The organism is Halopseudomonas salina, from assembly GCF_008641105.1.
The window spans coordinates 324,829-344,651 of record NZ_VTTI01000001.1 but is presented as its reverse complement, the minus strand read 5'-3'; the positions used below and the strand labels follow the sequence as shown (position 1 = coordinate 344,651).

The 19,823-nt window shown below is 59.8% G+C and carries 21 protein-coding genes; 12 read left to right on the top strand and 9 right to left on the bottom strand.

Translation table 11 applies throughout. The features are described from left to right. Nucleotides 1–78 precede the first annotated feature (78 nt). Together FZF01_RS01525 and FZF01_RS01520 are read left to right on the top strand one after the other, a co-directional pair. Nucleotides 79–360, top strand: coding sequence for a DUF2782 domain-containing protein (locus FZF01_RS01525; protein ID WP_150276709.1), 282 nt, complete (start codon nt 79–81; stop codon nt 358–360). A 9-nt stretch (nt 361–369) separates the two neighbouring features. Continuing rightward, a complete protein-coding gene (locus tag FZF01_RS01520) occupies nt 370–1,323 on the top strand; it encodes a homoserine kinase (protein ID WP_150276333.1) in 954 nt (317 codons plus the stop codon). Here the strand turns inward: FZF01_RS01520 and znuA are convergent, their stop codons facing one another. After that, nucleotides 1,324–2,268, bottom strand: a complete 945-nt coding sequence (znuA, locus tag FZF01_RS01515) for a zinc ABC transporter substrate-binding protein ZnuA (protein WP_150276332.1) — start codon at nt 2,266–2,268, stop codon at nt 1,324–1,326. It lies immediately after the preceding gene. Between the two features lie 84 nt (nt 2,269–2,352). Between znuA and FZF01_RS01510 the strand changes: the two genes are divergently transcribed. From FZF01_RS01510 to FZF01_RS01470, 9 genes are all read left to right on the top strand, one after another. Further along, complete coding sequence (locus FZF01_RS01510; protein WP_150276331.1) at nt 2,353–2,847, top strand: Fur family transcriptional regulator; 495 nt, start codon at nt 2,353–2,355, stop codon at nt 2,845–2,847. Further along, on the top strand, nt 2,844–3,617 hold the full coding sequence (znuC, locus tag FZF01_RS01505) for a zinc ABC transporter ATP-binding protein ZnuC (RefSeq protein WP_150276330.1): 774 nt from the start codon (nt 2,844–2,846) through the stop codon (nt 3,615–3,617). Before FZF01_RS01510 ends, znuC begins: the two co-directional genes overlap by 4 nt. Next, complete coding sequence (gene znuB, locus FZF01_RS01500) at nt 3,610–4,395, top strand: zinc ABC transporter permease subunit ZnuB (RefSeq protein WP_150276329.1); 786 nt, start codon at nt 3,610–3,612, stop codon at nt 4,393–4,395. Before znuC ends, znuB begins: the two co-directional genes overlap by 8 nt. Nucleotides 4,396–4,513: 118 nt before the next feature. Further along, nucleotides 4,514–5,509, top strand: coding sequence for a ligase-associated DNA damage response exonuclease (locus tag FZF01_RS01495; RefSeq protein ID WP_150276328.1), 996 nt, complete (start codon nt 4,514–4,516; stop codon nt 5,507–5,509). Beyond that, a complete protein-coding gene (locus FZF01_RS01490) occupies nt 5,509–7,104 on the top strand; it encodes an ATP-dependent DNA ligase (RefSeq protein WP_150276327.1) in 1,596 nt (531 codons plus the stop codon). Before FZF01_RS01495 ends, FZF01_RS01490 begins: the two co-directional genes overlap by 1 nt. A gap of 4 nt (nt 7,105–7,108) precedes the next feature. After that, on the top strand, nt 7,109–9,583 hold the full coding sequence (locus FZF01_RS01485) for a ligase-associated DNA damage response DEXH box helicase (RefSeq protein WP_223825351.1): 2,475 nt from the start codon (nt 7,109–7,111) through the stop codon (nt 9,581–9,583). Beyond that, nucleotides 9,580–10,227 (top strand): ligase-associated DNA damage response endonuclease PdeM, encoded by a 648-nt coding sequence (gene pdeM / locus FZF01_RS01480; RefSeq protein ID WP_150276325.1) that lies wholly within the window; start codon nt 9,580–9,582, stop codon nt 10,225–10,227. The genes FZF01_RS01485 and pdeM overlap by 4 nt, the downstream gene beginning before the upstream one ends. Before the next feature lie 98 nt (nt 10,228–10,325). Further along, nucleotides 10,326–11,540: a putative DNA modification/repair radical SAM protein gene (locus FZF01_RS01475; RefSeq protein ID WP_150276324.1), complete on the top strand. Its 1,215-nt coding sequence runs from the start codon at nt 10,326–10,328 to the stop codon at nt 11,538–11,540. Between the two features lie 9 nt (nt 11,541–11,549). Continuing rightward, entirely contained in the window at nt 11,550–12,440 is an 891-nt protein-coding gene (locus FZF01_RS01470; RefSeq protein ID WP_150276323.1) for a TIGR03915 family putative DNA repair protein, read from the top strand. Here the strand turns inward: FZF01_RS01470 and FZF01_RS01465 are convergent. The 5 genes from FZF01_RS01465 to FZF01_RS01445 all read right to left on the bottom strand — a co-directional run bounded on the left by FZF01_RS01465 (nt 12,424) and on the right by FZF01_RS01445 (nt 16,414). Then, entirely contained in the window at nt 12,424–13,053 is a 630-nt protein-coding gene (locus tag FZF01_RS01465) for an SCO family protein (protein WP_150276708.1), read from the bottom strand. The genes FZF01_RS01470 and FZF01_RS01465 overlap by 17 nt on opposite strands. Further along, entirely contained in the window at nt 13,050–13,955 is a 906-nt protein-coding gene (gene cyoE / locus FZF01_RS01460) for a heme o synthase (RefSeq protein ID WP_150276322.1), read from the bottom strand. Before cyoE ends, FZF01_RS01465 begins: the two co-directional genes overlap by 4 nt. A 74-nt stretch (nt 13,956–14,029) precedes the next feature. Then, entirely contained in the window at nt 14,030–15,070 is a 1,041-nt protein-coding gene (locus tag FZF01_RS01455) for a COX15/CtaA family protein (protein WP_150276321.1), read from the bottom strand. Nucleotides 15,071–15,075: 5 nt separating this feature from the next. Then, nucleotides 15,076–15,678 (bottom strand): hypothetical protein, encoded by a 603-nt coding sequence (locus FZF01_RS01450; protein ID WP_150276320.1) that lies wholly within the window; start codon nt 15,676–15,678, stop codon nt 15,076–15,078. Beyond that, on the bottom strand, nt 15,671–16,414 hold the full coding sequence (locus FZF01_RS01445) for an SURF1 family protein (RefSeq protein WP_188434331.1): 744 nt from the start codon (nt 16,412–16,414) through the stop codon (nt 15,671–15,673). Before FZF01_RS01445 ends, FZF01_RS01450 begins: the two co-directional genes overlap by 8 nt. Before the next feature lie 64 nt (nt 16,415–16,478). Here FZF01_RS01445 and FZF01_RS01440 point away from each other — a divergent pair, with 64 nt between their 5' ends. Beyond that, entirely contained in the window at nt 16,479–16,691 is a 213-nt protein-coding gene (locus FZF01_RS01440; protein ID WP_150276318.1) for a DUF2909 domain-containing protein, read from the top strand. Nucleotides 16,692–16,737: 46 nt separating this feature from the next. On the opposite strand, the gene FZF01_RS01435 is transcribed toward FZF01_RS01440, so the two are convergent. The 3 genes from FZF01_RS01435 to ctaD are packed head-to-tail and all read right to left on the bottom strand — an operon-like array spanning nt 16,738 to nt 19,815. Beyond that, nucleotides 16,738–17,628, bottom strand: coding sequence for a cytochrome c oxidase subunit 3 (locus FZF01_RS01435; protein WP_150276317.1), 891 nt, complete (start codon nt 17,626–17,628; stop codon nt 16,738–16,740). Nucleotides 17,629–17,657: 29 nt separating this feature from the next. Next, nucleotides 17,658–18,221 (bottom strand): cytochrome c oxidase assembly protein, encoded by a 564-nt coding sequence (locus FZF01_RS01430; RefSeq protein ID WP_150276316.1) that lies wholly within the window; start codon nt 18,219–18,221, stop codon nt 17,658–17,660. 13 nt (nt 18,222–18,234) lie between these two features. Further along, entirely contained in the window at nt 18,235–19,815 is a 1,581-nt protein-coding gene (ctaD, locus tag FZF01_RS01425; RefSeq protein WP_150276315.1) for a cytochrome c oxidase subunit I, read from the bottom strand. Between the last annotated feature and the right edge of the window lie 8 nt (nt 19,816–19,823).

Below are 19,823 nucleotides of genomic sequence, written 5' to 3'. Positions count from 1 at the left end.
CAGGTCAACTTCCCATGGCTAAAAAGAGGCTAGAATGATGGGGTCATATCATCAAGGGACTAGACTATCATGATACGCATGCTTGGCCGTGCATTGGCCGTTACCGGGTTGGTACTTACTATTGGCTCGGCTGCTCTGGCTCAGGAAGAGCTGACGGGCGAGCCTGAAGTCGTTATTCGTCAGGAGGGTAATCGCACCGTCGAGGAATACCGGGTCAACGGTTTTCTCTACGCCATCAAGGTGATACCCAACAACGGACCGCCCTACTTCCTGGTTGCGGTGGATGACGAAGGCAATTTCATGCGCTCGGATCAACCCGAAGGCATGCGCATACCGTCCTGGAAAATCTTCGAATGGTAGCCTGAGCCGATGTCTGTATTTACCCCACTCAGCCAGAATGAGCTGAGCGCCTTCCTCAAGCCCTTCGACCTTGGCCGCCTGGTGGCCTTCGAGGGCATCAGCGCGGGCACCGAGAATAGTAATTTTTTTGTCAGCTGCGAGCAGGGCGAGTTTGTGCTAACGCTGGTTGAGCGTGGCCCCGTGGATGAGTTGCCGTTCTTCGTCAGCCTGCTTGACTGCCTGCATGGAGCTGATTTGCCGGTACCTTTCGCGGTGCCGGATCAGCTGGGCCGCAAGCTGCACCAGCTGAACGGCAAGCCAGCCCTGTTGCAGCCGCGGTTACCCGGCAAGCACATACAGCAGCCCGACGAGAGGCACTGCCAGGCACTGGGCAAGGTGCTGGCGCAGATGCACGCGGCAACCCTTTCCAGTGATTTGGTGCGTCAGAGCGACCGCGGATTGGCGTGGATGGAAACACAGACCAGCAACATGCTTGGTGATATGAGTGAGTCAGAGCGTGCGCTGATCGAGCCCCTGTTGCCGCTGATGCACGGCCTGCTGGCCGAGCGTCCGCCCATGCCCAAGGCGGTGCTCCACGGTGATCTGTTTCGCGATAATGTGCTGTTCGAAGGCCCCAATCTGACCGGGCTGATCGACTTCTACAACGCGGCCACTGGCTGGGCGCTCTATGACCTGGCGATCTGCGCGAATGACTGGTGTCTGGACGACAATGCGCGCCTTGATCCGGAGCGAGCCCAGGCATTGCTGGCCGGTTACGCTAGCCAACGGCGCTTTCTGACCGTGGAAGCGACCCACTGGCCGGATATGCTGCGCCTGGCAGCGCTGCGTTTCTGGCTCTCGCGCCGGATCGCGGCGGCTGATCATCAGGAGAAGCCCGGCGTACTGATCAAGGATCCGGCGCATTTTCTGCGGGTTCTCGAAGGCCACCGTGAAGTGGCCGTGCAACTGCCCATGGCGCTCTGATCAGAGCGTTTCCAGGCAGCTGGCAAGTGCCCCGGCAATGTCTTCGAGCGTGCGTTCGTACCCTTTTGGCCCCACTTCGATCGCGCTACCCAGCGGATCCAGGACCCCGACGCTGACAGGCAGACCTTCGGTCAGACTGTTGACCAGACGCGGAGTGAATTGCGGCTCGGTAAACACGCAACTCGGCCCTGCTGCCTGCAATTGCTGGCGCAACTGGTTGACGTGTCGCGCCCCGGGCTGTACCTCGTGGGACAGGCTGAAGATACCCTGGGGGCGTATGCCGTAGTGATCCTCGAAATAGCCGTAGCCATCGTGAAAGACAAAATAGGGCTTGTCCTGCAGCACATTCAGTCTTGCCTGCAGGCTGGCATCCACCGCTGCCAAACGCTGCTCGAATACGGCGAGGTTGGCTTGCAGCTGGTCGCTCTGCTGTGGATATACGCTGGCAAGATCCTCTGCCATGTAACGGGCTATGGCCCTGGCGTTGGTCGGCGATAGCCAGATATGCGGATCCAAGCTGCCGTGGTCATGCCCGTGGTCATGCTCTTGCCCATGGGTGTCGTGGCCAGCATGTCCGGAAGGCTCTTCCTGTTGAAAGTTATGCGACTGCAGTTGCTCGCGAACGCTCATCTGCGGCAGATGCAGCAGTGCGACGGAATTTTCCTGCCGCTCAAGCAGGTCCTCAAGAAACAGTTCCAGTTCCGGCCCGACCCAGTAGATACGTTCGGCCGCAGCCAGGGCGCGGCGGTCGGAGGGGCGAAGCGCATAAGTGTGCGGTGAGGCGCCAGGCTCCATCAGTAGCGCCGGGCTGTCTACGCCATCCATCACGGCCGCGGCTATCTGTTGCAGGGGTTTGATCGTGGTCAGTACCCGGGAATTGTCGGCAGCCAGCGCATGGCTGGCGCCCAGCAGGCATATCAGACAGAAATACAGACGTAGCCGCATGGGCCATACCTCCAAAGGTGAAAAGTGTTATATGATAACAGCACTTTCGCCCTTGCACAGACCCACTTTGAAGGCCAGGCCCTCATGCCAGACACAAGCATGCTCAACGATCCCCATCAGCCCCATGACCACAGCGAATGCGTGAGTGGCGCGCTGGAGTCTGCCGAACACCTGTGCGAGCGCGCCGGTGTGCGCTTCACCGCGTTGCGCAAACGCGTGCTGGAGCTGGTCTGGGCCAGCCACAAACCGCTGGGAGCCTACGATATTCTCGATACGTTGGCCCGGGCGGACGGTCGCCGTGCGGCGCCACCAACGGTGTACCGTGCACTGGACTTTTTGCTCGAACAGGGTCTGGTGCACAGGATAGCCTCACTCAATGCGTTTATCGGTTGTCCGAGCCCCGAGCATAGCCATCAGGGCCAATTTCTGATCTGCAAGCAGTGCCACATCGCCATTGAGCTGGATCGCGACGCCATTCGCCGCGCCATTGCTGACAGCGCCGATGCGGCGGGCTTTCAGATCGAGTCCGAAACTGTGGAAATTACCGGTGTGTGCGCCCAGTGTCAGGCGGCAGCATGAGCGAGCGGTTACTCGATCTGCAGAGCGTCAGCCTGCGCCTGCAAGGCAATGCCATCCTGGAAAATGTCAGCCTGAGCGTCCGTCGGGGTGAGGTCGTCACCTTGATCGGACCTAACGGTGCAGGCAAGACCAGCCTGGTCAGAATCGTGCTTGGGCTGCTCAAGGCCGACTCGGGCTCGGTGCTACGAGAGCCACGCTTACGCATTGGCTACATGCCACAGAAGCTGGAAGTGGATGCCAGCCTGCCATTGACGGTATTGCGGTTTCTGCTGCTGGCGCCGGGCGTTACCAGGGCGCAGGGGTTGGCCGCCCTGGAGGATGTTGCCGCCCCTCATCTGAGTGATCGGCCGTTGCAGCAGGTCTCGGGCGGTGAATTGCAGCGGGTGTTGCTGGCCAGGGCGCTGTTGCGTCAGCCGGACCTGTTGGTACTTGATGAGCCGGTGCAGGGTGTGGATGTCAATGGCCAGGTCGAGCTCTATCAGTTGATCAACAGACTGCGTGATCGCTATGGCTGTGGCGTTTTGATGGTTTCCCATGACTTGCATCTGGTCATGGCCACCACCAATACGGTGGTGTGTATCAATCGCCATGTGTGCTGTTCCGGCCACCCCGAGCAGGTCAGTACCGACCCCGCTTTTCTGGCTCTGTTTGGTGAACGCGCCAGCGCGCTGGCGGTATACAGCCATCACCATGACCACGCCCACGACCTGCACGGTGAAGTAGTCGACGGCGCGCCCCACCAACATGGACCCGGTTGCAACCATGCCTGATTTTCTGCTTTACGCACTGCTTGCCGGGCTCGCTCTGGCCATGACTGCGGGGCCGCTGGGGTCGTTCGTGGTCTGGCGACGCATGGCCTATTTTGGCGATACCCTCGCGCACTCCGCACTGCTGGGGGTAGCGCTTGGTATCCTCCTGGAAATCAACCTGACCGTTTCGGTCACCCTGGGGTGCGTTCTCCTCGCGGTGCTGCTGGTTGCGCTGCAGCACAAGCAATGGCTGGCCAGCGATACGCTGCTGGGCATTCTGGCGCACAGTACTCTGTCGCTCGGGCTGGTGGTGTTGGCCTTGTCCGATAATGTGCGGATAGACCTGATGGCTTACCTGTTCGGCGATCTACTGGCGATCGCCCGGTCGGATCTGTACTGGATGCTGGGCGGCCTTGCATTGGTCAGCGTTCTGTTGGCCTGGTTATGGCGCCGCTTGTTGTCGATCACCGTGCATGAGGAGTTGGCCAGGGTAGAAGGGCTGCCGGTCACGGCCATACGACTGGCCCTGATGCTGTTGATCGCCATTGTGATTGCCGTGGCGATGAAGATCGTCGGCGTGTTGCTGATTACCTCCCTGTTGATCATTCCCCCTGCCGCGGCGCAGCGGCATGCTCGCACGCCTGAGCAGATGGCGCTGGGGGCCAGCGTGTTGGGCTGTCTTGCGGTTCTTGGCGGACTGACGCTGTCATGGAATCTCGATACCCCGGCGGGTCCATCCATTGTCGTTTCCGCTGCCCTGCTGTTTCTGCTGGCAGTGGTTGTACCTCGTCGCGCCTGAGCCGAGGTGTATTGCCAACAGTGATCGAGCTGTTACACGCGCTGTAACAGCTCGAGGATCCCGTTGTCCTATTTCTCGGATAGGCTGAAGCCGAATTGGACAACACGTACCCCATTGCATGCATGATCCCCTGGTTATTCCTACCGATGAAGGGCTTTACTGCCCAGCCGGCAATTTCCATATCGATCCCTGGAGGCCGGTAGCGACGGCCGTGATTACCCATGCCCACGCCGATCATGCGCGTTCAGGCCATCAGCTTTATTACGCCCAGCATCTGAGCGTCCCCATTTTGCGCCATCGCCTGGGCGAGCATGAGTTCATCGGTCTGGCATACGGCGAGCAACGGCGCTTCGGCCCCATCACCCTGAGCCTGCATTCGGCAGGCCATGTGCTGGGCTCGGCGCAAGTCCGCGTCGCCCATGATGATGGTCGGGTTTGGGTGGTCAGTGGCGATTACAAGCGCGATGCCGACCCCACCTGTGCACCCTTTGAAGTGGTGCCCTGCGATACCCTGATTACTGAAGCCACCTTTGCTCTGCCCTGTTATCGCTGGCCACCGGTAGAGGAGGTTGGCCAGCAGATCTGGGACTGGTGGTCAGGCAACCCGGATCGGCCGTGTGTTCTGTTTACCTATGCCTTCGGCAAGGCGCAACGAGTGTTGGCGGCGCTGACCGCGCACACCGATCGCACGGTATATCTGCATGGCGCGATGGTGGCACTGACCGGGCTATATAGGGACGCGGATGTCGCCATGCTACCCACGCAAGCGGTATCCGAACTGCCTCGCTCGGAAAGCATGAATGGGAAACTGATATTGGCACCGCCCTCCGCCGCCGGATCGCCCTGGATGCGCCGATACAAGAATGCCAGTACCGGCTTTGCCTCGGGCTGGATGCGTATACGCGGAAACCGCCGGCGACGGGGCTATGATCAGGGCTTCGAGCTCAGTGATCATGCTGACTGGCCGGCCCTGTTGAATACCATCCGTGACTGCGGTGCCAGCACCGTACTGACGACCCATGGCCGCAGCGATGACCTGGTTCGCTATTTGCGCGAGCACGAGGGAATTGATGCGCGGGCGCTGACTACCCTGTACGGCGGCGAGGACGATTGATGCAGGCCTTTGCCAATCTGTATGCCGAGCTCGACGCCACCACCCGCACCCAGGTCAAGCAGGACGCACTGATCGACTATTTCCGTGTTGCGCCACCGGGTGATGCAGCCTGGGCTGTTTACATGTTGGCCGGGCGACGGATGAAACGCCTGATCGGCCCGCGCAAGCTGCGCGAATGGCTGGCCGAGGCAAGCGGGCTTCCGGACTGGCTGGTGGAGGAAACCTATCAGCATGTGGGCGATCTGGCCGAAACCATAAGCCTGCTTATGGAGGATGAGGGTGAGCGTCGGGCGGTGGATGGCTCCCTGGCTGAATGGATCGAACAGGCAATCCTGGGCCTGCGCAAGCTCGAAGAGCCCGAGCAGAAAGCCCATGTGCTGGCCCATTGGCGCAGCCTGCCGCGACCGGCGTGCTTCCTCTACAACAAGCTGCTGACCGGCAGCCTGCGGGTAGGCGTATCCCGCGGTCTGGTCGAGCGCGCTCTGGCCGCGCTGGGTGATTTGCCAAGGGCTCTGATCGCAAGGCGGCTGATCGGCGAATTCGAACCCACAGCTGAGTTCTTCACAGCGCTCTTCGACCAGGAGCAACGGGAGGAGCGTGAAGGTCAGCCATATCCGTTCTTTCTGGCCTCGCCTCTTGAAAGTGAGCCGGAGTCACTGGGCGCAGCGCAGGATTGGTTGGCGGAATGGAAGTGGGATGGGATTCGCGCGCAGCTGATCGCCCGACCCGGTGGGGTCTGGCTATGGTCACGCGGGGAGGAGCCCATGAATGGCCGTTTCCCGGAGGTGGAGTTAGCCGCAACGGACTTGCCGGAGGTAGTCCTTGACGGGGAAATTCTCGCCTGGGATAGCGGTGTATTGCCGTTCTCGCAGATGCAGCGACGCATTCAGCGCAAGACAATTGGCGAGAAAATGCTGCGCGAAGTGCCGGTCATCTTTCTTGCCTACGACGTGCTGGAATATCAGCAACAGGACTGGCGCGAGCGACCGCTTGGTGAGCGCCGTGCCTTGCTGGAAGAGCTGCTTGCCGGCAGCGGCGAAACCGCAGTGCGTATCAGCCCGAGTGTCACCGCCAGCGATTGGCATGGGCTAGCGCAATTGCGCGAGGAAAGCCGCGAGCGCATGGTCGAGGGGCTGATGCTCAAACGGCTGGACAGCCCCTATCGCAGTGGTCGAGTACGCGGTGACTGGTGGAAATGGAAGATCGAGCCGCTGACGATCGATGCTGTATTGCTGTACGCCCAGCCCGGCCACGGCCGGCGCGCCAATCTGTACACCGATTACACCCTGGCAGTGCGTGATGGCGATGCCTTTGTGCCTATCGCCAAGGCCTATTCCGGCCTGACCGACAAGGAAATCCAGAAGCTTGATCACTGGATCCGTCGCAACACCGTCGAGAAGTTCGGGCCGGTGCGTTCGTTGAAACCCGAGCATGTGCTGGAAATTGCCTTCGAGGGCATTCAACCCTCTCCCCGGCACAAGTCCGGCATTGCCTTGCGCTTTCCACGCATTGCTCGCTGGCGTCAGGACAAGCCCGTGGCCGAGGCCGATACCCTGGAGCAGGTGAAAGACCTGCTGCGTCTGTATGGCGGCTAAGCCTGTGGCAGCTAAAAGCGCCGGTGACGGTCTGGCGCTGATCGAAACCTGGTTTGCCGCTCAGGGCTGGACCCCAGCGCCTTTCCAGCGTCAGGCCTGGCAGGCATTTCGTGCCGGACGCAGTGGTTTGATCCATGCTTCAACAGGCTCGGGCAAAACCCTGGCAGCCTGGCTGGGCCCGGTGTCAGCTGCCTTGGAAAAACCTGCGCGCACTGGCGGCCTGCGTGTGCTCTGGATTACACCCTTGCGCGCCCTGGCCAGTGATACCGCAGGCCATCTGCAACAGGCGGTCGACAGCCTGGGGCTGGACTGGGCAGTCGAGACCCGCACCGGCGACACCACTGCCAGCGTACGAGCACGGCAACGACGCAAACTGCCGGAAGCTCTGGTCACCACCCCCGAGAGCCTGTCGGTGCTGCTCTCTTACCGCAATGCCGAGGAAAGCTTCAGACATCTTGACGCGGTTGTTGTCGATGAGTGGCATGAGTTGCTCGGCAACAAGCGTGGCGTCCAACTGCAGCTTTGCCTGGCCTGGTTGCGCGCTCGACAGCCCAAGCTGTCGGTATGGGGATTGTCGGCGACCCTGGGCAACCTGGACGAGGCCATGTCGGTATTGCTGGGCGAGGGCGCTGCACCGGGAGAGCGTATTGCCGGGGCGCAGAGTAAACCTATCACTATTCGGGGCCTGTGCCCGGCCAATGTCGAACGTTTCCCCTGGGCCGGGCATCTGGGTCTGTCACAGCTTGAGGGTGTACTCGATTATCTGGGGGAGGGAAAAACGGCATTGCTGTTTACCAATACCCGTTCCCAGGCCGAGCTCTGGTTCGAGGCGATCATCAAGGCGCGATTGGAATGGGTAACCGAACTCGGGCTGCATCATGGCTCCATTGATCGCAAGGTGCGCCGCCGTATCGAAGAGGGTTTGCGCCAAGGGGATTTCCGCTGTGTTGTCTGCACTTCGAGCCTGGATCTGGGCGTGGATTTTTCGCCGGTGGATCGGGTTGTGCAAATTGGCAGCCCCAAGGGTGTGGCCCGCCTGATGCAGCGCGCCGGGCGTTCCGGGCACCAGCCGGGCGCGGCCAGTGAAATTCTCTGTGTGCCCAGTCACGCATTGGAGCTGGTAGAGATCGCCGCAGTGCGCCGCGCCTGGGAGGCGGGTCGTGTGGAAGCCCGGCGGCCTCTACGATTGAGCCTGGATGTGCTGGTGCAGCATCTTGTCACCCTGGCGGCGGGGCCTGGCTTCGTTCCCGAACAGGCGCTGGCCGAGTTGCGCAGCACCCATGCCTTCGCTGAACTGGACGAAACCCTCTTTAACTGGTGCCTGGTGTTCATCACCCGGGGTGGACCGGTGCTGGAGCACTACCCCCAGTTTCAGCGCGTGGTGGTGCAGGACGGTCGCTATACGGTGGAAGACACCGGTATTGCCCGTCGTCATCGGCTGGCGATAGGTACCATCACCAGCGACGCGCAGATTCAGGTACGTTTCATGAAGGGCGGTAGCCTGGGCAGCATTGAGGAGACTTTCATTGCCCGGCTCAAGCCCGGTGATGTGTTTCTGTTTTCAGGCCGTGCCCTGGAGCTGGTCAAGGTGCGAGATCTGGTCGCCTACGTGCGCCTGGCCAAGACCAAGCGGCATAGCGTTCCGCGCTGGTATGGTGGACGCTTGCCGCTGTCCAGTGAGCTGGCCGATAGCGTGCTGGCCATTTTCGAAGAGGTGCAGGCGGGTCAGTATAAGGATGCCGAAGTGGCCGCCATCGCTCCGGTGCTGGAGCTGCAGAAGCAGCAGTCGGCTTTGCCCGGGCGTAACCGGCTGTTGATCGAACGTTGCACCTCCCGCGAAGGTCATCACCTGTTTATCTATCCCTTTGCCGGACGGCTGGCCCACGAAGGTCTGGCGGCACTGCTTGCCTGGCGCCTGGGGCAAATAATGCCGGCCACGTTCTCGTTATCAGTGAATGATTACGGGCTCGAGTTGCTTACCTCCACCACCTTCCCTGAAATGACCGATGCCGACTGGCATGCACTGCTTGATCCCGAGGATCTGCTCGATCATGTGTTGGCTGCGTTGAACGCCGGTGAGCTGGCCCGCCGCCAGTTCCGGGATATTGCCCGGGTCAGTGGTCTGGTGTTTCAGGGCTTCCCCGGGCGTGGCAAGAGTGACCGCCAGCTGCAGGCATCCAGCGGACTGCTTTACGATACCCTCAAGCGCTATGATCCCGAACATCGACTGCTGGCCCAGGCCAGCCGTGAAGTGCTCGAAGATCAACTGGAAATCCAGCGTTTACGCAGTGTGCTTGAGCACGCAGCTGGTCAGCAGCTGGTCCTGGTTTCGCTGGAGCGCTTTTCACCCCTCGCTTTCCCGCTTTGGGTAGAGCGCCAGCGCAACCGGATCAGTACCGAAGGCTGGCGCGAAAGGGTACAGCGGATGATGGACAGCCTGGAAAAACACGCAGCGCGCAAACCTGGGAGGCATCCATGAGTCGCACTCTGGAATGGCAGTTGGCAGGAGCTGATGTGGTGCTTCACGGTGAGCGCGCACTTTTCTATCCCGCCGAGTCGACATTGCTGGTAGCCGACACCCATTTTGGCAAGGCAGCGCTGATGCGTCGCCGTGGTTTGGCGGTGCCCAGCGGCCAGAGCCGCGATGACCTGCAGCGCCTGAGCCTTTTGCTGGACGAATTCAAACCCCAAAGGCTGATTGTGCTGGGTGATTTTTTCCACCACCGGCCCCTTTCCGGCGAGCCCTTTCTCGATCTGTTTCCCATCTGGCGGGCTCGGCATCGGGCTGTATCAATGGAAGCCGTGGTGGGCAATCACGACCGGCACGCCGCGGGCGTGGAGCTGGGCATTGACTGGCATGAGCATCTGGATCTCGGCCCCTTTCGTTTACGCCACGAGCCAGAACCAGTGACGGGACGTCATGTGCTGGCCGGGCACCTTCACCCGGTTCTGACCCTGCAGGTCGCGGCCGATCGCCTGCGTGCTCCGGTATTCTGGTTTCGTGACCAGGTAAGCGTATTACCATCATTTGGTGCTCTGACCGGCGGTTGGGATCTGCCACGCAAATCGCCGGGGCAAACGGTGCTGGTGGTAGAAGGTGAGCTGTTCGAGGGGCCAGATTGATAGCGACGCCCAGGCATATTGTAACCATGGATGCAGACTGGTTGAGTAGCGACCGAGCAGCGCTTATGCTGTGTATCTATACAGTATAAGGTTGTGCCATGGAACTCATCGAGAAACTCACCATCCTGGCTGATGCGGCGAAATATGATGCGTCCTGTGCCAGTAGTGGTGCACCCAAGCGTAGCTCCAAGGGCAAGGATGGCATTGGCGCCACCAACGGGATGGGTATATGTCACAGCTATACGCCGGACGGCCGCTGCGTATCCCTGTTAAAGATTCTGCTGACCAATTTCTGCCTCTATGATTGTCAGTACTGCGTCAATCGGCGCTCCAGTGATGTGCCGCGGGCGCGCTTCATGCCCGAAGAAGTGGTCAAGCTGACTCTGGATTTCTACCAGCGTAATTACGTCAGCGGGCTGTTTCTCAGTTCGGGCATCATTCAGTCGCCTGACTACACCATGGAGCAGTTGATTCGCGTAGCCAGACTACTGCGCAAGGAGCATCAGTTCCGGGGCTATATTCACCTCAAGACGATCCCGGAGGCAGACCCGGCGTTGATCGAGGAGGCCGGCCGTTATGCCGACCGGCTTAGCGTGAACATCGAGTTGCCCAGTCCGGACAGCCTGATACGCCTGGCACCCGAAAAACAGATTGGCAGTATTACCGGCGCCATGGGCACGATCGACAGCGCTTCCAATGAGTCCCGCGCGGACAAGCGCGCGCCCAAATTTGCCCCGGGCGGGCAAAGCACGCAAATGATCGTTGGAGCTGACGCCAGCGACGACAGCCGCATACTGCACACGGCTGAATCCCTGTACGGCGATTACCGGCTGCGCAGGGTCTATTATTCGGCGTTCAGCCCCATTCCCAATAGCCCCGCTTCGGTCCCCTTTCAGGCGCCTCCGCTCCTGCGTGAACATCGACTTTATCAGGCCGATTTTCTGCTGCGCAGTTACGGCTTCAAGGCCGGTGAGCTGATTGGCGCGCAGGGCAATCTGCCCCTGGATATCGACCCCAAGCTGGCCTGGGCACTGGTCAACCGGGCGCAGTTTCCGGTCGATCTGAATCTGGCTGAGCCGGCAATGATTGCGCGCATACCCGGGATCGGAATCAGGACAGCTCAACGTATCGTCAGTCTGCGTCGTCTCAAGCGTATCCGCTTTGAGGACCTGGTGCGCATGCGCTGCGTGATAGACAAGGCCCGGCCATTTATCATCACCAGCGATTACCGTCCGCGCCAGGATACGGTCGAATCCAGTCAGCTTCGCCGGCAGCTGAGTGATCAGCCAGCGCAGATGGCGCTTTGGGCCTGAGGGAAGCGCATGCAGGTATTGTGCTGTGACGATGATTTTGAGTGCTGGCGAAGCCAGGCCCGGCAGTTGTTGGCCCAGAACGTGCCGCCCCATGACGTGGTGTGGGAGGATGAAAGGATTCCGCAGTTGTTTGCAGCAGAGCCGGCACCAGCCTACGCCGCTACGGCGTCGACCCACCGTGTCCCTGCGGAGTTACTTGGCCAGTTAAAAAGCGCTGCGCGTTATCGCACGCCGGGGCGCTGGAATCTGCTTTACCGGATTCTCTGGCGGGTGGTCAGAGGTGAGCGTCAGGCGATGCTGGCCGGAGATCCGGATGGCAGTGAAATGCACCGGCGTATAAAGTCGGCCAGCCGCGAGGCGCATCACCTGCATGCGTTCCTGCGTTTCCATCCTCTGCCAGCGGATGAGCAGCTCGATTATGTAGCCTGGCACGAGCCTGCCCATGACATCCTCGCCAGTGCGAGCATGCATTTTGCTGAACGGCTCGGACGTCAGCGCTGGCTGATTGCCACGCCACGTGACGGTGTATGGTTCGATGGCAAGCAATTGCATTATCGCCAACCCTGTCCGCCGGAGTGGTTGGCTCGGGCGGAGGCAGTACGGGGCAAGGACGACGCGCTCTGGGAAACCTACTATGCCAGTATCTTCAATCCTGCACGGCTGAACCGCAAGGTCATGCAGGGCCATATGCCGCTGCGTTTCTGGAAGGGATTGACCGAGGGCAAGTTGATCCCGGTGTTACTCAGCCAGGCGCGCGCGGGCTCCCAGAAGGATGGGCAGGCAGTGGGAGTTGCGGGCAAGACGGGAAAGGTGATCAGGCTGATGAAAGACAGGGTTGCTGCCGGCGGGCCCGCAACAACTCAGGCGCTCAGCAACCACTCATCTACTGGGGATTCATGATGCGCGGCAGCCACAGACTCAGTTCGGCGATCTTGAATGGCGGTCGGATGAAACCGACATACTGGCCTTGCGGGTTGATCATGACTACTTGCCCGCTATGGTCGACCAGGTAATTTTCTTCACTGGTATCGGGCGGAATATAGGCAATCGAGAGGGCCTGAGCCAGCCTGGCAAGCTCAGCGGGCTCACCAGTCACGCCCTTGAAGCCGGCCTTGAAGTACGCAAGGTACTCGGTCAGCTGTTGTGGTGTGTCGCGTTCCGGATCCACGCTGACCATGGTGACGCGCAATTGCTCGCGTGCAGCCGGCGTTAGCGATTCGACCACTGAGCGCAAGTCCGCCATGGTGGTCGGGCAGATATCCGGACAGAAGGTGTAGCCGAAGAAGAGCAGATCCCACTGCCCTGTCAGGTCCTGGTTGGTCCATAGGTCACTTGTGGCAGCCTGTAACTCGATATCCGGCAGGTTGCGTGGGCTGTCGAACAGAAAGATGCCTGAATTGGAAAGCACTTCCCGGTCCAACGGGGCCTGACGGTTGACCTTGGCCACCACTGCACCCAGCACCAGCGCAATTGCCGCAACGGTGACCAGTACCGTTTTCTGCACACCACTCATAGCCATCCGGCAACTCCGACATAATGATCAACCAGCAGTGCCACGAATAACCAGAGCAAATACCAGAGGGAGAATTTGAAAGTCTTGATCGCCGCGTGGGGACGACTGTCGCGCCACAGGGCCCAGGCCCAGTCTATGAAGCGCGCACCCAGCAGCAGGGCGGCGGCCAGGTAGATCGGGCCGCTCATGTGAATAACGAATGGCAGCATGCTGACTGCCAGCAGAATGAAGGTATAGAGCAGAATGTGCAGCTTGGTGTAGCGCTCGCCATGGGTCACCGGCAACATCGGTATATCGACCTTGGCATACTCTGCCTTGCGGTGGATGGCCAGCGCCCAGAAATGCGGTGGCGTCCAGGCAAAGATGATCAACACCAGCAGCAGGCCTTCGGCATCAATCTGACCGGTTACCGCGGTCCATCCAAGCAGCGGCGGTGCGGCACCGGCAATGCCACCAATGACAATATTCTGGGGCGTGGCGCGTTTGAGGAACAGGGTATAGACAACGGCATAGCCCAGCAGTGAACCCAGGGTTAACCACGCAGTGACCGGGTTGATCCAGATCAGCAGGATGGCCATCCCGGTGACGCCGGTCACCAGTGCAAACAACATGGCGCTGATCGGGTTGACCCGGCCCTGGGCCATCGGACGCCGTTGGGTGCGTGCCATGTGTATGTCGATGCGGCGGTCAACCAGGTGATTCACCGTTGCGGCTGAACCGGCGCATAACGCGATGCCCAGGTTACCCAACAGCAGCACTGTCCAGGGCACCATGCCTTCGGTTGCCAGCAGCATCCCGATGGCCGAGGTGATGATCATCAGGGCCACCACCTTGGGCTTGGTCAGCTCCAGGTAGTCGCGCCATTGGGCGCTGGCCTGTGCGGTATTGGTCAAGGTCGTCATCAGTGCTTCCCCAGAACGCCGCAGCGTTTGTTATTGTTCGAGTTATTGTTCTGGCAGCCAGTATGCGCCAGGGTTCAATGGCTGGCCAGTAGCCCCGACGAGCTGTCGGTACTGAAAAACGCATTCCTGGCCGGCGCGCGCAAACGGTAGTTGATCGCCACCATGACCAACAGGAGCACGGCACCTACGGCGTTGTGTGCCACGGCGACAGCCAGCGGAAGATGCAGCAACACATTGCTGACACCCAGGCTGATCTGTACGGCCAGCACCGCAACCAGCAGGCCAGCCAGCCGACCCAGACCGACTTCCAGCATCCGCCAGGCCAGGAGTAGCAACACGACACTGGTAATAACCGCGCCGATACGATGGGTCACATGGATTGCCGTGCGTCCTTCGCCTTCAAGGATACCGCCGAGATAGTTCGGGCCGATTTCGTGGAACAGATGAAAGCCGGCAGCGAAGTCCATCTCGGGCCACCAGACGCCATGACAGGTGGGCAGATCGACGCAGGCGAGCGCAGCGTAGTTGGTGCTGGTCCAGCCACCCAGCATGATCTGGGCAATAACTACCACCAGTGCGAATCGGGCGAAATACCGCAAGCGCACTACTACCTTGCGCGGTGACAGGGGTGCCAGGCGGCCTGACAGGCGCAGCGACAGGAGCAAAAGCAGGCTCAGTGTAGCGAAGCCGCCCAGCAGGTGCGCCGTGACAATTTGCGGCCAGAGCTTCAGCGTCACCGTCCACATGCCGAATGCGGCCTGACAGACTACCAGCAGAAGCAGGCCGAAGCTCAATTTGACGGGATAGCCGGGAACGTTGCGCTGGCGCAGGCTGTAAAGCGCCAGACCCAGGATGATCAGGCCCAGAATACCGGCCACATAGCGATGAATCATCTCGGCCCAGGCCTTGAATACCTCTACTGGTTCATCGGGAAAGCGTGTTTCGGCAAGTTGAATCGATTCGGGTGATTGCGGGACACCAAGAAAGCCGTAGCAACCAGGCCAGTCGGGACAACCAAGGCCGGCATGCACAAGACGGGTGTAAGCGCCGAGGATGACCACAACAAAGCCAAATACCAGGGCACAGAGGGCAAAGACATAACCGGGTTTGCGCATGGTCGTTACCCTACCTTGGATACTTTCAACAGGTGCTTGAGGTCATCAAGCAGTTGTTTGCCAGGCTCATCCGGAGCCTGATGCAGTACGACCCGGCCAAGCGGGTCGATCAGCCACAACTGAGCCCCTTCGCGCCATTCCACTGGATGGGCTGTCAGGCTGCTGTCATAGGCGTCGGGCACCAGATTGGCCTGCTGCAGACGGGGATATTCGCGTTCAAGCCGTTCGAGTAGCGCGCCAGTGGCGGGTGTACTCAGTGCAATCACATGCTCGACCCGTCCGGCTTCACGGCCCAGGGCAACATTGATCTGTCGGGCTTCATGCACCAGCTCCATGCAAGTCGCCTCGCAGTCGCCGGTTGAGGTGACCAGAAGTCGCCATGGCGCGCCGTAACCTACCGGCTCGATGTCGAGTTGCCAGTCGTCAACGCTGATGGCGGGCTCGATGAGATCCGAGCGATTGGTTTGCGAATCCGGAATACCTACACCCAGCTTGGCCATCAGGCCTGCCAGTAAGATGGGCCCCAGGACAATAGCCACTATGGCCAGTAATTTGAGTTGCCCGCGTGGCTTGGATCTGATCGCGGACGTTTGTTCCCTGTCATGCATTCTTGTTTTTCTCCGGGGTTTCGGGCCGCAGTCCAGCCCAGATAAAGAGTGCCAGCAGGGCCAGTGCCAATGCAAACCATTGAACGGCATAGGCAGTATGTTTGCTGGACGTCATCGGTAGCTCGGGCCAGTCGAGCGTCAACGCGGCGTCGCTGCCGGTGCGTAATCGAGCTACCCAGGGCAGCAGAATTTCGCCACTGGCTTCACGCATGGCATCCACATCCACACGCGTTATCAGCTTTGGCCAGCCTGGCGTTACGTGGGTGGTGCCCAGGGTGAAGCCCGCTTCAGTGGGGGGCAGGGCCTCTGCATCGAGTCGCTGGGTGCCACGCGGTGTGCGGACCTCCGGGATCTGGCGTCGGTCGGGCCAGGGAAGCCAGCCACGATTGACTATGAGTCTTGTGCCTGAGTCGGCATCGATAAACACCTGCAGAACTTCAAGCCCGGCATTGCCACCACGGGTACGGTTATCCAGAAGCCAGATCAGCTCGGGATCGAAAATGCCCTGCATCTGCACGGGACGCCATGCAACGTTCTCGACGCCCTGTAATGTGCTCAGGGGCACAGCCACAGCGCTGCGACTCTGGTCCATTCGCGCTTGCAGCAGTTGCTTTTCTTCGGCGCGATCCAGCTGCCAGAATCCCAATAGCACCAGGATCGGTAGAAAGAACCCGACAAACGCGGTCATTGCCCAGCCCGGGGCGAAACGTCGTGCAGCAGAGGAAATATCAGACATGGCAACCTTGAGCATGTGCAGAAGCTATAATGGCCAAACCCTTCATAAGCATGGATGTTCGATTATGTGGTTAAAACTGGTCATTCTGGCCTTGCTGCTGGCTATTGTCGTCAGCCTTTTCAGTGGCTTGTTCTTTCTCGTCAAGGACGTCAACGGTGAGGGCCGCCTGGTGACTGCCCTGAGTGTGCGCATCGGATTGACTATCGCTGTAATGCTGGTGATTGCCTATGGCTTCTGGTCCGGTCAGTTCACCTGGAATACACCCTGGCTACACTAGACCACAGGCTGCAAAGGACCGGCGGCCATTGGGCCGCCGCCTGGCGTCAGAAAATATAGACGAAGATAAACAGTCCCACCCAGACCACATCAACAAAGTGCCAGTACCAGCTGGCCGCTTCAAACCCGAAATGCTGCTCCGGAGTGAAGTGTCCCTTGTATACACGCAACAGCATGACCGACAGAATAATGGTTCCCATAAGCACGTGGGCGCCGTGGAAGCCGGTCAGCATGAAGAATGTCGCGCCGTAGATGCCTGAATCCAGGGTCAGACCCAGATCGTTGTAGGCGTGAAAATATTCGGCAATCTGCAAGCCCAAAAACACCACGGCAAGCGCGACGGTCAGCCCCAGCCAGGCTTTCAGTGCGCCGCGTTTGCCGGCACGCAGGGCGTGGTGAGCAAAGGTCACTGTAACGCTGGAGGTGATCAGGATGATGGTGTTGATCAGCGGTAGCTGCCACGGGCTGATGGTCTCCTGGGGGCCGGGATACAGGCCCGGGTCGGGATTGGTCATCAGCGGCCAGACGTATTCGAAGTTGGGCCACAGCATACCGGTGACGCCCTTGTCGCCCTCACCTGCCAGCCACGGGCCGGCAAAGGTACGCACATAGAAGAGTGCGCCAAAAAACGCGGCGAAAAACATGACTTCCGAGAAGATGAACCAGCCCATGCCCATCCGGAACGAACGGTCCATCTGTGCGCTGTAAAGGCCCTGATGACTCTCCTTGATGACATCACCAAACCAGCCGAACATCATCCAGGTCAGAATCAACAGGCCGGCGATAAGAATCAGGTAGCCGCTTTCGCCACTGCTGACCATCATGGTGCCGCCACCAAAGACCGAGGTGAGCAGGCCGATGGAACCTACTATCGGCCACTTGCTCTGGGCCGGTACGTAATAAGCTTCGTGCGTTTCGTGTGCTTCGTGACTCGCCATCTCTTGTTCTCCTTGTCAGGCAGTCAAAATCAGTTGCTGTGCACCGCCGCCACATCAGGGCCGGCCATGCGATCAGTGATATCGAATAACGTGTAGGACAGGGTCAGTCTGTGGACTTCCTGCGGCAACTCCGGATCGACTATGAAGCGCACGGGCATTTCCACCGTTTCACCTGCCTGCAGCGTCTGCTGGGTAAAGCAGAAACACTCGGTCTTGTGAAAATAGGCGGCAGCCTTTGACGGTGAGACGCTGGGTACCGCCTGGGCGACCATGGGTCTGTCGGTCGGGTTGTGCGCGGTAAAGATCATTTCCCGGGTTTCACCGGGGTGCATGACCAGCTCATTACCCTGCGGACCAAATGACCAGACCATGCCCTGAGCATTGGTCGACAGGAACTGCACACGCACCGAGCGTGATTCGTCCACTGTCTGCCCCCTATCCTCATAGGCGGAGCTATTGGTCTTGCCGTTGATGCCAAAGGCATCGCACATCACGTCGTATATCGGTACCAGCAGGAAGCCGAAGCCGAACATGCCGGCCACCAGAATTACCAGGCGGCCTACCAGACGTTTTGTGCTCATGCCTTCGCCCATTGCGCTCATCCTCTTACTTCACTTCCGGTGGCGTGCTGAAGGTGTGGTACGGAGCAGGTGACGCTACCGTCCACTCCAGACCCTCTGCGCCGTCCCACGGCTTGGCTGCCGCCTTGGGGCCGCCTTTGATGCACTTGATGACGATAAACAGGAACAACAACTGGGTTGCGCCGAACATGAAGGCGCCGACTGACGAAATCATGTTGAAGTTGGCAAACATCATGTTGTAGTCCGGAATCCGGCGCGGCATGCCGGCCAGGCCGATAAAGTGCATCGGGAAGAACGCCAGGTTCATACCCACGAAAGACATCCAGAAATGCGTCTTGGCCAGGACTTCGTCGTACATGTGGCCGGTCCACTTGGGCAACCAGTAGTAGGCGGAAGCGAAGATGCCAAAGATCGCGCCCGGTACCAGCACGTAATGGAAGTGCGCCACTACAAAGTAGGTATCGTGATACTGAAAGTCCGCAGGGGCGATCGCCAGCATGAGGCCAGAGAAACCACCGATGGTAAACAGGATCACAAAGGCTACCGCAAACAGCATCGGGGCTTCGAAGGTCAGGGAGCCGCGGAACATGGTGCTGACCCAGTTGAACACCTTGACGCCGGTGGGTACCGCGATCAGCAGAGTGGCGTACATGAAGAACAGCTCACCGGTCAGCGGTATGCCCACGGTAAACATGTGGTGAGCCCAGACCACGAACGACAGGAACGCGATCGCGGCGGTGGCATAGACCATCGAGGTGTAGCCAAATAGTGGTTTGCGGCTGAAGGCCGGGATGATCGCACTGACCGCACCGAAAGCCGGCAGGATCATGATGTACACCTCGGGGTGCCCGAAGAACCAGAAAATGTGCTGGAACATGACCGGATCACCGCCACCGGCGGCGCTGAAGAAGCTGGTGCCGAAATTGATGTCCATCAGCATCATGGTCACCACGCCCGCCAGTACCGGCATGACCGCAATAAGCAGGAAAGCGGTAATCAGCCAGGTCCATACGAACAGCGGCATTTTCATCAGCGTCATGCCCGGCGCGCGCAGGTTGATAATGGTGGCGATGATATTGATCGCGCCCATGATCGAGCTGATACCGGCCAGGTGAATGGCGAAAATGAAGAAGGTCACGCTGGGTGGTGCGTAGGTGGTGGACAGTGGCGCATAGAAAGTCCAGCCAAAGTTGGGGCCACCACCTTCCATGAACAACGTCGAAACCAGGAGGCCGAACGCGGCAGGCAACAGCCAGAAGCTGAAGTTGTTCATGCGCGGCAGAGCCATGTCCGGAGCCCCGATCATCATCGGGATCATCCAGTTGGCCAGGCCCACGAATGCCGGCATGACCGCACCGAAGACCATGATCAGACCGTGCATGGTGGTCATCTGATTAAAGAATTCCGGCTGCACCAGCTGCAGACCGGGCTGGAATAGTTCGGCGCGGATAACCATGGCCATGGTGCCGCCAAGCAGAAACATGGCGAAGCTGAACCACAGGTACATCGAGCCGATGTCCTTGTGGTTGGTGGTAAGTACCCAACGCATCAAACCTTTGGCCGGACCATGGGCATGGTCGGCATGATGATCGATCACTGCACTCATGATGGTCT

What these genes read in the sequence shown, in the direction of transcription:
- FZF01_RS01525 (WP_150276709.1), top strand. Translation starts at nt 79, where the DNA reads ATGCTTGGCCGTGCATTGGCCGTTACCGGGTTGGTACTTACTATTGGC.
- FZF01_RS01490 (WP_150276327.1), top strand. Translation starts at nt 5,509, where the DNA reads ATGCAGGCCTTTGCCAATCTGTATGCCGAGCTCGACGCCACCACCCGC.
- FZF01_RS01520 (WP_150276333.1), top strand. Translation starts at nt 370, where the DNA reads ATGTCTGTATTTACCCCACTCAGCCAGAATGAGCTGAGCGCCTTCCTC.
- pdeM (WP_150276325.1), top strand. Translation starts at nt 9,580, where the DNA reads ATGAGTCGCACTCTGGAATGGCAGTTGGCAGGAGCTGATGTGGTGCTT.
- FZF01_RS01450 (WP_150276320.1), bottom strand. Translation starts at nt 15,678, where the DNA reads ATGCATGACAGGGAACAAACGTCCGCGATCAGATCCAAGCCACGCGGG.
- znuC (WP_150276330.1), top strand. Translation starts at nt 2,844, where the DNA reads ATGAGCGAGCGGTTACTCGATCTGCAGAGCGTCAGCCTGCGCCTGCAA.
- FZF01_RS01440 (WP_150276318.1), top strand. Translation starts at nt 16,479, where the DNA reads ATGTGGTTAAAACTGGTCATTCTGGCCTTGCTGCTGGCTATTGTCGTC.
- FZF01_RS01510 (WP_150276331.1), top strand. Translation starts at nt 2,353, where the DNA reads ATGCCAGACACAAGCATGCTCAACGATCCCCATCAGCCCCATGACCAC.
- FZF01_RS01465 (WP_150276708.1), bottom strand. Translation starts at nt 13,053, where the DNA reads ATGAGTGGTGTGCAGAAAACGGTACTGGTCACCGTTGCGGCAATTGCG.
- FZF01_RS01455 (WP_150276321.1), bottom strand. Translation starts at nt 15,070, where the DNA reads ATGCGCAAACCCGGTTATGTCTTTGCCCTCTGTGCCCTGGTATTTGGC.
- ctaD (WP_150276315.1), bottom strand. Translation starts at nt 19,815, where the DNA reads ATGAGTGCAGTGATCGATCATCATGCCGACCATGCCCATGGTCCGGCC.
- FZF01_RS01475 (WP_150276324.1), top strand. Translation starts at nt 10,326, where the DNA reads ATGGAACTCATCGAGAAACTCACCATCCTGGCTGATGCGGCGAAATAT.
- znuA (WP_150276332.1), bottom strand. Translation starts at nt 2,268, where the DNA reads ATGCGGCTACGTCTGTATTTCTGTCTGATATGCCTGCTGGGCGCCAGC.
- FZF01_RS01470 (WP_150276323.1), top strand. Translation starts at nt 11,550, where the DNA reads ATGCAGGTATTGTGCTGTGACGATGATTTTGAGTGCTGGCGAAGCCAG.
- FZF01_RS01445 (WP_188434331.1), bottom strand. Translation starts at nt 16,414, where the DNA reads ATGTCTGATATTTCCTCTGCTGCACGACGTTTCGCCCCGGGCTGGGCA.
- FZF01_RS01495 (WP_150276328.1), top strand. Translation starts at nt 4,514, where the DNA reads ATGCATGATCCCCTGGTTATTCCTACCGATGAAGGGCTTTACTGCCCA.
- cyoE (WP_150276322.1), bottom strand. Translation starts at nt 13,955, where the DNA reads ATGACGACCTTGACCAATACCGCACAGGCCAGCGCCCAATGGCGCGAC.
- FZF01_RS01435 (WP_150276317.1), bottom strand. Translation starts at nt 17,628, where the DNA reads ATGGCGAGTCACGAAGCACACGAAACGCACGAAGCTTATTACGTACCG.
- znuB (WP_150276329.1), top strand. Translation starts at nt 3,610, where the DNA reads ATGCCTGATTTTCTGCTTTACGCACTGCTTGCCGGGCTCGCTCTGGCC.
- FZF01_RS01430 (WP_150276316.1), bottom strand. Translation starts at nt 18,221, where the DNA reads ATGGGCGAAGGCATGAGCACAAAACGTCTGGTAGGCCGCCTGGTAATT.